This window comes from Chryseobacterium sp. CY350 (assembly GCF_027945075.1).
In the GTDB taxonomy this organism is placed as follows: domain Bacteria; phylum Bacteroidota; class Bacteroidia; order Flavobacteriales; family Weeksellaceae; genus Chryseobacterium.
On the sequence record NZ_CP116034.1, the window covers coordinates 4,078,194 to 4,090,637 of the forward strand.

Consider the following 12,444-nt stretch of genomic DNA (forward strand, 5'->3'; position numbering starts at 1 on the left):
TTAAAAATTGTGTTTATATTCTTCAAGAATGATCTTGAACCATTCTGTGAAATTTTTGGGATGCTGCGAAATCTCATAATCAAGATCAGCCATGGAAATGTAACGCACTTCTCCCACCTCATTTTCATTTAAATTAAAGCCAGAATTGTATGTTCCTGTAAAAACATAATCTAACTCATGCTCCCAAAGTCCGCCGCCAACATCTGCTTTATAGATAAATTTAAATTTTTCTGAAAGTTCAGTTTCAATTCCAAGTTCTTCTTTTAACCTTCTGTTTGCGCCTTCAATATAGCTTTCGCCATCTCGGGGATGCGAGCAAACAGCATTGGTCCATTGATTGGGAGAATGGTATTTTCCTGACGCACGCTTCTGCAAGAGCATTTCACCTTTGTCGTTAAATAAAAAAACAGAAAATGCACGATGAAGAAGACCGTTAATGTGAGCCTGCTGTTTTTCCATCAAACCTAGAGTTTCATCCTGAGCATTTACTAAAACTACAAATTCTTCCATTCCTACAAATTTAAGTTTAAATAGCGATTTCGTAAAATATTTATTGGAAATTTTTATTTTTTATGAAATTTTGGCTTTTTTATAAACAAGGTAAAGAGTTCAATTTTATGAATAATGCAAAAGATGGATCGTTTTCTCTTTTATAAATTAAATTTTAAGTTAAAATTTTAACATATACTAAGTTTAATATCTCTGTTAATCGGATAATGTGTAACTTTGCGCTTTAAAAAAATTAAAGATGGAACTAGATTATATTGAGCATATAAGTCCGATTTTGAAGGACGGAGTTAAGAATTATCTTATTGATATTGACGGAACAATTACTGATGATGTTCCCAATGAAGAGCCGGAAAGAATGACAACTTGCTTACCATATCCCGATGCGCTGGAAACGGTAAACAAATGGTATGACGAAGGCCATCAGATTTGTTTTTTTACATCACGAACAGAAAATCTTAAACAGATTACTATCGATTGGTTAGACAAACACGGTTTTAAGTATCACAGCGTATTATGCGGAAAACCGAGAGGCGGAAACTATCATTGGATCGATAATCATTTGGTACGCGCCACAAGATACAAAGGTAAATTTACCGATCTTGTGGAAAAACAGGTAACGATAGAAGTTTTTAAAGATTAAAATCTAAATAAAGGATTTAAAAATTAAATAAAAAAGTTTAAAAAGACTCCATTTTATTAATTTTTAAATCTTTCATTTTTAATATAAAAAAGATATGAAAGTTTTAGCAAATGACGGATTAGATCAATCAGGAATTGATGCGTTGACGGAGAAAGGTTTTGACGTAATTACTAAAAAAGTTCCACAGGAATTTTTGGTTGATTATATCAATGAGCACAAGATCAAAACAATCCTGGTAAGGAGTGCAACACAGGTTAGAAAAGATATTATCGACAATTGCCCGTCTATAGAGATTATAGGAAGAGGTGGGGTAGGAATGGATAATATTGATGTAGATTACGCAAGAGAAAAGGGGATTCATGTAATCAATACACCTTCAGCCTCATCAGAATCTGTTGCAGAATTGGTTTTTGCACATTTATTCTCGGGAGCGAGATTCTTGCAAGATTCAAACAGAAAAATGCCTGTGGTTGGCGATACAGAATTTGCCTCACTTAAAAAAGCTTACGCGGCGGGAATAGAATTGAAAGGTAAAACCATCGGAATCGTCGGCATGGGAAGAATCGGTCAGGAAGTAGCAAAAATAGCTTTAGGACTTGGTATGAGAGTGATCGCAGCTGATAATATGATTGGTAAAGCAAGCATTAAAGTGACATTTTACAATAAACAATTCATCAACGTTGACATAGAAACTGAGCCATTACAGGAAGTTTTAAAACATTCAGACTTCATTACGCTTCACGTTCCGGCACAGAAAGAAGGTTTCATGATCGGTAAAAACGAGTTTTCAATGATGAAAGATGGCGTTGCAATCGTAAACTGCTCAAGAGGCGGTGTGATCGACGAAGCTGCATTACTTGAAGCTTTAGATTCTGGGAAAGTGAAATTTGCAGGTTTAGATGTTTTCATTAATGAACCTACACCTTCAAAAGAAATTTTGAATCATTCTAAAATTTCTCTTACGCCTCATACAGGCGCGGCAACTTTAGAGGCTCAGGACAGAATTGGTCTCTCTTTGGCCGAGCAGATCTCGAGTATTTTGCAGATTCATTAAGATTGAATTCTTAACAAAAAAGAACCGCCGCAAATTTATTTGCGGCGGTTCTTTCTATATATTGTTTTTGCTTTTTAGTAAATCTCTGATTTCCATAAGTAATTTCTGATCTTCGGTAGGTCCCGCCGGAGCTTCTACTACTGCATCTTCTTTTTTGCTTAAACTTGCGATTCCTTTAATTAGAAAGAATAAAACAAGAGCTACAATTAGAAAACTGATGACTGAGGATAAGAAATTCCCATATTTTACGCCGTTCCAGGAAAGTTCTGCAATATTTTTTACATTTGCCTTTTCAAGTGCAGGGTTCAATAATAAGGGTGTGATAATATCATCAACGAATGATTTTACAATTGCACTGAAAGCCGCTCCGATGATAACACCGACCGCCAGATCGACAACATTTCCTTTAAAGGCAAAATCTTTAAAATCTTTAATAAATCCCATAATTTATATTTTTTTGATTGTTTAAAACAAAATTATAATTTAAAAACAGGAATCGTGCATAGTTTGATAGTTTTTTAAGATAATAATCAGATTATTTTTAAAAATTAATCATTAAATTTATGTAAAACATTATTCTATGAAAATTTTCACAGCAGAAAAAATAAAGGCTGGAGATCAATTTACTATTAAAAATGAACCCATAACTTCGATCGCATTGATGGAAAGAGCAGCGCAGAAATGTGTTGACTGGATCCTTACTTATTGTAAAAACCATCACAAGTTTGCAGTGTTTTGTGGAAACGGTAATAATGGTGGTGATGGTTTTGCCATTGCAAGAATGCTTTATCTAAAAGGTTTTGATGTTGATGTTTTTATCGATTCATCAAACGAAAAATTTTCTGATGATGCTCATTTCAATTACGAAAAGGTTAAGGAAATTTCAGGTATTTCTATTTATGATTTTAGTGCGATCGATAAATTTAAATTTGATAATGATACAGTGATTGTCGATGCACTTTTTGGAACAGGATTATCTAGGAAATTAGAGGGGAAATTTGTTTGGTTAATCAATGCGCTCAATGATTTAAAACAAGTTAAGATTTCTATTGACGTTCCTTCCGGACTGTTTTCTGATCAGATTTCGGAAGAAAATCAGACAATTTTAAAAGCTGATTACACATTAAGTTTTCAATTCTGGAAACGTACTTTTCTTCACCCTGAAACAGGTAAATTTACTGGAAAGGTTATCGTTTTAGATATAGATTTAAATAAAGAATATATCGACGAAACGTCAACCGATTATTTTGTAATTGATGATGAAATTATCAAAGAAATCTTCAGACCACGAAGCGATTTTGCACACAAAGGAACTTATGGAAGAGCCGCCATTGTTGCCGGAAGTTTCGGTAAAATGGGAGCAGCAGTTTTGGCAACTAAATCAACTTTAAAAACAGGAACGGGTTTAACATTTACAGTTGCACCAAACTGCGGATATGAAATTCTGCAGACCAGCTGCCCCGAAGCGATGTTTGTTTCTGGCGGAGAAAAATGTATAGAAAATATTGAAATTCAGAAAGAAACGGTTTACGGAATCGGGCCAGGTTTGGGAACAGATATTTTAACAAAGAAAGCCCTTATAGAATTTTTAAACGACGTTAAAGAACCCTTGCTGTTAGATGCTGATGCTTTAAATATTATTTCCGAAAGTCGGGAAACTATCAATTTAATTCCCAAAAATTCTGTTATCACGCCACATCCGAAAGAGTTTGAAAGACTTTTTGGAAAAACTGAAAATTCTTTTAAAAGAGTAGAACTGGGGATACGAAAAGCAAAAGAATTACAAATTTTCATTGTCTTGAAAGATCATCATACGCAGATCATCACTCCTGAAGGAAAAGTATTTTACAATATTACCGGAAATTCTGGTCTCGCAAAAGGTGGAAGCGGCGATATTTTAACAGGAATTATTACATCACTTTTAGCCCAAAAATACTCACCCGAAACGGCCTGTATATTAGGAGTCTGGCTTCATGGGAAAGCTGCTGATCTTACTGCTGAAAAAATTTCGAAAGAATCAATGCTTCCTACCGATGTGATTGGCGAGTTGGGAAATGTTTTCCTTGATCTAAACAAAAAAGTCACAACTCTGTTGTGACTTTTCAATAATATTTTATATTTTTTTAAACTGTTTTTTCTGTTTCAGGAAGAGCTTTGTTATTTTTAGAATAGACCATGATGACCAAACCTGCGATCATAAATGGTATTGATAAAATCTGTCCTGTATTTAATCCCGCAAATGAAATAACTTCATCACCTTGAGGCATTTTAAGAAATTCTACAGAAAATCTAATTGCCCAAAGAAGGAAAAAGAATAATCCGAATAACCATCCTTGTTGAAATTTTTTGTCAGTTTTTCTGTATAAAACCCAAAGAATTATAAATAGCGTTACGTATCCTGCAGCTTCAAACAATTGCGTAGGATAGCGCGTTACAGTGATTCCGTACTCGCTGCTCTGTTGCGGGAAAAATAAAGCAAATGGTGAAGAAGAATCAACAGGTTTTCCGATAATTTCAGAGTTGAAAAAGTTCCCCATTCTTACAAAAGCACCTCCAATTGCTACAACGATTCCTAATCTGTCGAAAACCCAAAGCGGATTTTTTTTCACTATTTTATATGAATAATACAGCGTTGTTACAATTACGGCAAGTGTTGCTCCGTGACTTGCTAAACCTGCAAATCCTGTAAATTTTATTCCGTTTTTGGTACTGATCGGTAAAAATACACTCCAGAAATCTTCTTTAAATAATTCCGGCTGGTAAAAAATAACGTGACCTAATCTCGCTCCCAGAATGGTTCCTATCAACGTCCACGTGAAAAATGGTTCTACATATTTTGTGTCAACACCATCGATGGAATACATTTTTGTCATCAGGAAATATCCGATTCCAAAAGCGAAAATGAACATTAAACTGTAAAAATGTAACGTAACCGGACCTAAATGAATTCCGGTTGAAGGATCCCAGATTTTAAAAGGTGTATCAAGTTCAACTTTATCGTTTGCTTTAACAGGACTTGAAGATTTTACTGCATATTTGAGAGTTTCAATGTTATTTTCATTAATACTTACATTTTCCACAAGTCTAAAATCTTTGTCAAAAAACTGATAATGATCTGCTTTAAATTTGCCCAAAATCATTGAACTGCTCATGAAATGCGAAGTTTCAAGATTCGATTTGTTCAGAATTACCACCATATTTTTATTGGTGTTTAAACTAGCAAAAGAATCAAGTTCTGCAAGCTCTGAAGTTGCGAAAATTTTGACAGGAATTTCTGCGGAATTAACTTTTAAAGTTCCTTGCGATAAGCCGGAAGGAGTGTTTTGTGCAAAAAATGCCTGTGCCGTGATTGCAAATATGAAAAGGTAAATTCTGAAAAAAATATTGCTCATTTCTATTTTTTTAAAGTTCTTATCGTTATAATTATTTTTTTGGAGGAACAGGATCAAAACCGCTTCCGCCCCAGGGATGACACTTTGCAATTCTTTTTACACCGAGCCAAAATCCTTTAAAAATGCCGTGAACCTGAAGAGATTCTACCATGTAATGCGAACAAGTAGGTTCGTATCTGCAATTTTTCGGAAGTAATGGCGAGATAAACCATTGGTAGAATCTGATTAAAATTACCAAAGGTGCTGTAACTATTTTATTGATTGAAAGTTTCAAAACACTGCAAAAATAGGCTAAAAAATTGAAAATTAGTTTAAATTGGTAGAAGTTTGAGAATCATAGATAGGTTTTTGTCGGATTATTTGATGTGTTTATAGATTTCAGATATAGACTTAGAAAAAAAACAAAAACTCGTATAAGATAAACGAGTTTTTATATTAAACTTAACAAAAGTTTTAATAAGATATTGTGTAAGAAAAACTTATAAGATTTATATCATTTGATAATATTTTCCAGTCTTTTAAATATTGATTGTAAAAATAAATATTTCCTTTTTCTTTTGAATTATAAAATTGAATTGAAGGTTCTTTAAGATTTTTATCTGTTAGCCCTGTTTCATCAATAATTCTTATGCTAATTAGAATATTTCCAATGATTGGAATATTGTATTTATGTAAATCAATTACATTGTTTTTTTTTGTAGTTAAATCATTTACGTTTATAAATATACTCTCATTATTCAGAATCTCTTTATCTATCACGTCGTTTTCAAAGTTGTAAAAATCAATTTTTAATAATGTATTATTAGCATAAATTCTTTTGACAGGAATTGAAATTTTTTGCAATTTTCCACTTATATTTTCCTTGCCTTTTATTTTGAATCCAATTGTTAAATCATTAGGTAGTTTTGTAGTATTTTTATTTATAGATTTCGATGCAAACTCTACATTTTTTTTATTTTTAATTATTACTTCTTCAATATCTTTAATAATAGGTTTCAAATATATGATTCGATTATAATTTGCTTTCTTTTGTTCCTCATATCCATTTTTTTTTAAAAATATTGGCTGTTCATTTTTCTTTGTTAATTCAATAGTTCCCAACGAATCAGAAAAATAAGAATTACCGTCGACAATAAACTCTACATAGGAAATAGTTTTATGATCTATGCTATCTAAAACGGTTATTTTTTGTGAATAATAATAGAGTGTTGAAAATATAAAAAAGAAACTAAAATATGTTTTCATAAAGAAAATTTTAAAGTGACTGGTTTTTTACCAGTCACTGAAGTTAGTTACTCAAGGCTTGTTGATTGCTGTAGTGAAGTTTGGCAATCAACGAAAGTTGTTGTTGTACTAATTGGTATTCCAAATAAATAAAAAGTTTCTGTCTTAGACTGTACTCCTCTTCCACCTTGTCCGTTATAAGAATTACAAGTTCCATATGTCGTTTCAGTACCTATGAATTTTCCTGTTGAGCTTTCTGGTCCAAATGATGTAATAGAAAGTAAACCTACTGATAATAATCCTACGGTTAAAATTTTTTTCATTGTTTAAGATATTAAAGTTAAAAAATTAAAAAAAAACAATCTGTGCACTTATGTTTTACAAATACAATATTATTGCAATTGCAAAATCTCTACAATTACTTTTAGTAAAATTAATTTTACTTTTAATGAATTATTTTATACTTTTGATATCTAACACGATCTGAAGATGGAAAAAATTCTTAAAAAAATTACCACCTGTAGAAGAGAAAGAGGATTTACATTTGAAAATATGGGCCATGAGCTTGATATTACCATGGCAGCGTACAGGAAGATTGAGATTGGAAAGACTAGACTTACTGTAGATAGACTTTTTAAAATATCAAATATCTTAAATTTACATATTAGAGATCTAATTTCTTTGCATTCAGAATTTACGGAATATGTAAATGAAGAGTATTCTGTAAATAATATTGATTTTTTCAAAAAGCTTTTGGAAGCTAAAGATGAACAAATATTTTTACTGAAAGAAAGAGAGAAGATAAAATATAAAAAATAGAATCATAAAATTTTGAGTCAGAATACTCCTTTAGCCGAAAGAATGAGACCGAAAAACCTGGATGAAGTTTTGGGACAGGAACATCTTACCGGCGAAAAAGGAACCATAAGGAAAATGCTGGAGAATGATACTTTAAATTCTTTGATTCTCTGGGGACCGCCTGGAACAGGTAAAACAACTCTTGCGGAAATTATTTCTGAGAAATCAGGTCGGAAGTTTTTTAAGCTTTCAGCGGTTTCTTCCGGAGTGAAAGATGTACGGGACGTAATTGAAGAAGCCAAAAAGCAAAATCTTTTTTCCGGAAAATCACCCATTCTTTTTATTGATGAAATTCACAGATTCAACAAATCTCAACAGGATTCTCTGCTTCATGCGGTAGAAAAAGGCTGGATCGTTTTAATTGGCGCGACTACAGAAAATCCTAGTTTTGAGGTAGTTTCGGCTTTGCTTTCCAGAAGTCAGGTCTATGTTTTAAAAGCTTTAACTCACGAAAAACTTGAGGAATTAATCGATATCGCTCTTGAAAGATTTAATAAAGATGAAAAAACAGATTTTAAAATCAACGAAAAACAGGCTTTTATACAATATTCGGGTGGTGACGGAAGAAAACTGATCAATTCTGTAGAACTGGTTCTCAGCCAGTTTATTAACTCAGATACTACAGAAATTTCGAATAATGAAGTGTTAGAAGTGCTTCAGGAGACGATGGCGCTGTATGATAAAAATGGCGAACAACATTATGATATCATTTCGGCTTTCATAAAATCGATGCGCGGCGGCGATCCGAATGGTGCAGTGTACTGGCTGGCAAGAATGATCGCAGGAGGTGAAGATATAAAATTTATCGCCAGGAGAATGCTTATTTTGGCATCTGAAGATATTGGTTTGGCAAATCCGAATGCGCTTGTGATTGCCAACAGTTGCTTTCAGGCTGTTAATGTTATAGGAAATCCGGAAGCTAGAATTTTGCTTAGTGAAACGGCGGTTTATCTGGCAGTTTCTCCAAAAAGCAACTCTACTTATATGGCAATTAATGAAGCTTTGGCTTTTGTAAAAAAAACAGGAAATTTACCTGTGCCACTGCATTTGAGGAACGCCCCGACAAAGTTGATGAAAGATCTGGATTATGGTAAGGAGTACAAATATGCCCATTCTTATGAGGGCAATTTTGTAAATCAGGATTTTTTGCCTGAAGAAATAAAAGATCAGAAATTTTACGAACCCGGAAATAATGCCACCGAAAAGAAAATTTACGAAGAACTCAAGAAAAAATGGAACGATAAATATTAAAGAAAAAAACGGATACTCAATTGAATATCCGTTTTTTAGTATTTATTTAGTGAAAATTATTTTTTTACGGTTGTGATAACCAAAGCTTTTTTACCTTCTACAGTTTCCACTTTTGCATCTGCAATCATGTCTGCAAAGATTTTAGTATCAGGATTTTTAAATTCGTATCCTTCGATGAAAACAGAAGCGTCTTGTGGAAGGCCGCTCTGAGCATTGTAGCTTCCTAAGGTCATGAAATCTAATGTTCCGACATCTTTCTTAAATTTTACTTCAGCCAAACCATTGTCAGCTAAAAAATCAAATTTCTTAAGATTTTGTGGAAGATTTGATTTTGTTTTAAAAACATTTACGCTTTGAACAAAATCTTTCTTCAAATCAAACATTGCTACAGTTCCCACAGCATCATTACAAATTGCAAATTTTACGTTAGGATTTTTTTGAGCAAATAATGTTGCTGAAGCAAAGATTAATAGAGAATATAGAAGTTTTTTCATATGTAGATAATTTTTTTTGGAGAAATTGCCAACTTAAAAAAGTAATCTCTAACTTGGAAACACCATTTTTGAGATCTAAATTTTAAGTATTAAAAACGTGATAAATATAGTTATTTTTTGTAAATCGTCAACAAAAATTTAATTTAAATTAATAATTAATTACAAATATTCGATTTAACCTTATAATTTAGAATGTTTTCTGATCAGAATCTTCTTTCTTGTCAACCAGGTTTTTTATCAGGTTTTTAAGTCGCTGAAACATGAAAGAACTTAATAATAAGATGATTCCTAAAATAATGAAGGCAATGATTCTGGAGACATTATCCATCTGCCAGATATCAACAGCGTATAATTTAATGATCATAATTCCGAGTAATGTAAACCCTATTTTATTGAGTTCAGGCAATTCTTTTTTAAGGCCAAAATAAATAAACAGGCACGCTAAAACTGCCCAGATAATTGGCAGATATAACCTGCTGAAGTGATTTTGAAGCGCATAAATTTGATTTGGATTTTCAGCATTCATTAATATGTAAAAACGATATGACTCGAAACTGAAAGCTAAAATAACAAGTAGCGAAATTGCCCAATATGAAATGTGAACTTTGATAAAATCTGAATTCGGAATTATTTTACAAATTAAATGTAAAAAAGGCAAGATATACAGCAAGTGTATAAAGTAGAAACCGGTAAAAATTTTGTTACTGATTATCTCTGTTGCAACCTGCGAAGTTAAAATATGCATGAAAAGGAAAAGCAGAAATAAATAGATCATTCCGGTCTGGAAGCTCTTGCTGATTTTTAGTTTTCGTCCGAGAATGATTAAGACAAATAGATAATAGATCGTGAAAAGGAAACCGATGATAAATATAAAAACCAAACTTTCATCGGAAATATGATAAATGATTTCAAATAAAATGGAAAAATAAATTACAATAAAAGATAAAGTTTTAAAGAGATTTTCATAATAGGTGTTCTCAGATTTTTCTACATCAGAACTGTCCTGTAGCAAAATCAGATTCGCAAAACAGCTTCCGATAACAACTATACTCGTAATAAAAACAGGATTTACGATCACTTGCAAAGAATCTACATGTAAATATTGCGTCCAGGTCAACATTTGAGAGACAATGACCATAGGAAACAAAATATAGAAGAAAACCTTGAAGAGCTTGTGGTTGGTTTTTTTCCAAATATATAGCAACAGACTTGCTTCGATTGCCCAAATGCTTGTGATGAGATGTGTTTTTAGCTCAAGTGCAAAAGCCAGCGTTATTAAACTTATTGTGATGCTTGTAAATACTGAATAATTGATTCCAAAATCTTTTTTCTGATATTCTCTATAAAAGCCAATAGCATTAATAACGGCAAAAATGATAGGAAATACTGATGCCGGAAAAAGCTGTAATTGGTTGAAGATGAAAACAAGTCCTGCGATGGAAGAAAAATTGATTAAAATCAACATTAAAATATCAAATTCCTTCAAAACATTATTTCTGAAATAATTCTGAAGCGCAAACGCATAGAAAATAATATAAGTGATGACGTAAAACAGAATTGCAGAAAATTCCGCTTTCTCCATGGTCCAGAAAAAAAGATAAAAAGCTGTGAGTACGAAGGCAATCCAGCCGATGCTTTTCCATTGTTTAAGGTAGGAAATAAAGAGCATTCCAATATTCAAAACAGATAGATAAGTAAAGAGGAAAATGTAATTGCTTTGTCCGGTACTGATCATTAATGGAGCTAAAAATCCACCAAATAAGGAAAATATGATTAGCGTTTCGCTTTTGTAATAATAGGATAGTCCTACGGAGGCGAGGGTAATCAGGCAAGTGATGAGAAAACCAGTATTCTGCGAGAAAATATGGTATTCTCTGAAAGCGATTGTCGTCGTAAAATAAAGCACAGCAACACCGCCACCTGTAATTATAGATGAGAAAACGGCGTAGTTCTTTCTAAGAAAATGCCCGACTGCGATGATAGAAATGCCTGCAATAAATCCTATCCCGGCTCTTGAAGTTTCGCCGATCCAATTTTTATCGATTGCATATTTAACGAAATATCCGATCCCCAGAACAAGAGTGAAAATACCAATAATCGTAAGCGCATTTTGTTTTAAAAAATCAAATACTGGTGATAGCCAGTCTTTTTTGGGTTCTGTTTCCTCAATCTCATCTGAAACTTTGTGGTGTTGAGATCTTATTTCGGTTTTAAATTGCGCAATCGGAAGATCATCAATATTGTCTTCGGAAACTTTTTCTACTTCACGGGAATCACTCTTGGTAAGTTCAGAAATCTGTTTCTCCAGAAGATCGATTCTTCTGCTTAGTTTGTGGTAAACCAATATGAGAAGCACAATCAGTATGACAACAATAGTAAAAACAGAAATCATAAGTAAGAATTATTTTCAAATATAGGAATTTGAAAATAAGCTCTGAAAAAAACTCAGTACATCAGAAACTGAAAAAAAAATTAATTTTCTTTCCAATTATTTTCAATCAATTTCATTAAAAAATCCGGACATTTTATGACTTTGTTGGTTTCTGCATGTAAAAAGAAAAGGGTAGTGCGGGCTTCTGTTATTTTTATTTTTTCCTCATTATAAATTTCGTATTCAAATTCTATTCGCACCCCCGGAATTTTTTTTACATAGGTATGAATTTCTAATTTTTGATCGTACAAAGCTGGTTTTAAATACTTAATATTGTAATCGGAAACCGGAAGCCAGATTCCTAGTTTTTCGATCTCATCATAGGATATTCCTATGCTTCTGAAAAGTTCGACTCTACCCAATTCAAAATAAGCGGCGTAGTTGCCGTAATATACATATTTCATAGGGTCTGTTTCTGCGTAACGTACTCGTAATGAGTGTGTTGTGTGTATCATGTAAACGGTTGAATTATACATACAAATATATTTTTTAATAATCAATACCTGCAATATTTTTTTTTAAAATTAAAATATGAGACCTTTGTCTTCCTAATAAAAACAAGTACCACAAAATTAATCAGGGCATAAAAT

At 32.5% G+C, this 12,444-nt stretch carries 14 protein-coding genes; 5 read left to right on the forward strand and 9 right to left on the reverse strand.

The features are described 5' to 3' along the window. Complete coding sequence (gene idi / locus PGH12_RS18990) at nt 1–510, reverse strand: isopentenyl-diphosphate Delta-isomerase (RefSeq protein ID WP_267598031.1); 510 nt, start codon at nt 508–510, stop codon at nt 1–3. Nucleotides 511–748: 238 nt separating this feature from the next. On the opposite strand from idi, the gene PGH12_RS18995 reads away from it, so the two are divergent. Beyond that, entirely contained in the window at nt 749–1,150 is a 402-nt protein-coding gene (locus tag PGH12_RS18995) for an LNS2 domain-containing protein (protein ID WP_267598030.1), read from the forward strand. Between the two features lie 94 nt (nt 1,151–1,244). Then, the gene (locus tag PGH12_RS19000; RefSeq protein WP_267598029.1) at nt 1,245–2,204 is read left to right on the forward strand and encodes a D-2-hydroxyacid dehydrogenase; all 960 of its coding nucleotides are present in this window, start codon (nt 1,245–1,247) and stop codon (nt 2,202–2,204) included. A 54-nt stretch (nt 2,205–2,258) separates the two neighbouring features. Here the strand turns inward: PGH12_RS19000 and mscL are convergent, their stop codons facing one another. Next, nucleotides 2,259–2,648 carry a large conductance mechanosensitive channel protein MscL gene (gene mscL / locus PGH12_RS19005; RefSeq protein ID WP_267598028.1) on the reverse strand — a complete coding sequence of 130 codons (390 nt, stop codon included), beginning with the start codon at nt 2,646–2,648 and terminating at the stop codon, nt 2,259–2,261. A gap of 136 nt (nt 2,649–2,784) precedes the next feature. Here mscL and PGH12_RS19010 point away from each other — a divergent pair, with 136 nt between their 5' ends. After that, on the forward strand, nt 2,785–4,302 hold the full coding sequence (locus PGH12_RS19010) for an NAD(P)H-hydrate dehydratase (protein ID WP_267598027.1): 1,518 nt from the start codon (nt 2,785–2,787) through the stop codon (nt 4,300–4,302). Nucleotides 4,303–4,327: 25 nt separating this feature from the next. On the opposite strand, the gene lgt is transcribed toward PGH12_RS19010, so the two are convergent. The 4 genes from lgt to PGH12_RS19030 all read right to left on the reverse strand — a co-directional run bounded on the left by lgt (nt 4,328) and on the right by PGH12_RS19030 (nt 7,143). Continuing rightward, nucleotides 4,328–5,173, reverse strand: a complete 846-nt coding sequence (gene lgt / locus PGH12_RS19015; RefSeq protein WP_267598294.1) for a prolipoprotein diacylglyceryl transferase — start codon at nt 5,171–5,173, stop codon at nt 4,328–4,330. 454 nt (nt 5,174–5,627) lie between these two features. Further along, entirely contained in the window at nt 5,628–5,870 is a 243-nt protein-coding gene (yidD, locus tag PGH12_RS19020; RefSeq protein WP_267598025.1) for a membrane protein insertion efficiency factor YidD, read from the reverse strand. A gap of 179 nt (nt 5,871–6,049) precedes the next feature. Then, nucleotides 6,050–6,841, reverse strand: coding sequence for a hypothetical protein (locus PGH12_RS19025; RefSeq protein ID WP_267598024.1), 792 nt, complete (start codon nt 6,839–6,841; stop codon nt 6,050–6,052). A 47-nt stretch (nt 6,842–6,888) separates the two neighbouring features. Continuing rightward, nucleotides 6,889–7,143 (reverse strand): hypothetical protein, encoded by a 255-nt coding sequence (locus tag PGH12_RS19030; protein ID WP_267598023.1) that lies wholly within the window; start codon nt 7,141–7,143, stop codon nt 6,889–6,891. Between the two features lie 166 nt (nt 7,144–7,309). Here PGH12_RS19030 and PGH12_RS19035 point away from each other — a divergent pair, with 166 nt between their 5' ends. After that, nucleotides 7,310–7,639, forward strand: coding sequence for a helix-turn-helix domain-containing protein (locus tag PGH12_RS19035; protein ID WP_267598022.1), 330 nt, complete (start codon nt 7,310–7,312; stop codon nt 7,637–7,639). A gap of 12 nt (nt 7,640–7,651) precedes the next feature. Beyond that, complete coding sequence (locus tag PGH12_RS19040; RefSeq protein ID WP_267598021.1) at nt 7,652–8,929, forward strand: replication-associated recombination protein A; 1,278 nt, start codon at nt 7,652–7,654, stop codon at nt 8,927–8,929. Between the two features lie 56 nt (nt 8,930–8,985). Here the strand turns inward: PGH12_RS19040 and PGH12_RS19045 are convergent, their stop codons facing one another. The 3 genes from PGH12_RS19045 to PGH12_RS19055 all read right to left on the reverse strand — a co-directional run bounded on the left by PGH12_RS19045 (nt 8,986) and on the right by PGH12_RS19055 (nt 12,309). Continuing rightward, a complete protein-coding gene (locus PGH12_RS19045; protein WP_267598020.1) occupies nt 8,986–9,423 on the reverse strand; it encodes a hypothetical protein in 438 nt (145 codons plus the stop codon). Nucleotides 9,424–9,610: 187 nt separating this feature from the next. Beyond that, nucleotides 9,611–11,815 carry a DUF2339 domain-containing protein gene (locus tag PGH12_RS19050; protein WP_267598019.1) on the reverse strand — a complete coding sequence of 735 codons (2,205 nt, stop codon included), beginning with the start codon at nt 11,813–11,815 and terminating at the stop codon, nt 9,611–9,613. A gap of 80 nt (nt 11,816–11,895) precedes the next feature. After that, nucleotides 11,896–12,309, reverse strand: a complete 414-nt coding sequence (locus tag PGH12_RS19055) for an acyl-CoA thioesterase (protein ID WP_267598018.1) — start codon at nt 12,307–12,309, stop codon at nt 11,896–11,898. Nucleotides 12,310–12,444: the final 135 nt, after the last annotated feature.

Excerpts from the sequence above, each read along its gene's own strand:
- idi (WP_267598031.1), bottom strand. The coding sequence starts at position 510 with ATGGAAGAATTTGTAGTTTTAGTAAATGCTCAGGATGAAACTCTAGGT.
- PGH12_RS18995 (WP_267598030.1), top strand. The coding sequence starts at position 749 with ATGGAACTAGATTATATTGAGCATATAAGTCCGATTTTGAAGGACGGA.
- PGH12_RS19000 (WP_267598029.1), top strand. The coding sequence starts at position 1,245 with ATGAAAGTTTTAGCAAATGACGGATTAGATCAATCAGGAATTGATGCG.
- mscL (WP_267598028.1), bottom strand. The coding sequence starts at position 2,648 with ATGGGATTTATTAAAGATTTTAAAGATTTTGCCTTTAAAGGAAATGTT.
- PGH12_RS19010 (WP_267598027.1), top strand. The coding sequence starts at position 2,785 with ATGAAAATTTTCACAGCAGAAAAAATAAAGGCTGGAGATCAATTTACT.
- PGH12_RS19025 (WP_267598024.1), bottom strand. The coding sequence starts at position 6,841 with ATGAAAACATATTTTAGTTTCTTTTTTATATTTTCAACACTCTATTAT.
- PGH12_RS19030 (WP_267598023.1), bottom strand. The coding sequence starts at position 7,143 with ATGAAAAAAATTTTAACCGTAGGATTATTATCAGTAGGTTTACTTTCT.
- PGH12_RS19035 (WP_267598022.1), top strand. The coding sequence starts at position 7,310 with ATGGAAAAAATTCTTAAAAAAATTACCACCTGTAGAAGAGAAAGAGGA.
- PGH12_RS19045 (WP_267598020.1), bottom strand. The coding sequence starts at position 9,423 with ATGAAAAAACTTCTATATTCTCTATTAATCTTTGCTTCAGCAACATTA.
- PGH12_RS19050 (WP_267598019.1), bottom strand. The coding sequence starts at position 11,815 with ATGATTTCTGTTTTTACTATTGTTGTCATACTGATTGTGCTTCTCATA.
- PGH12_RS19055 (WP_267598018.1), bottom strand. The coding sequence starts at position 12,309 with ATGATACACACAACACACTCATTACGAGTACGTTACGCAGAAACAGAC.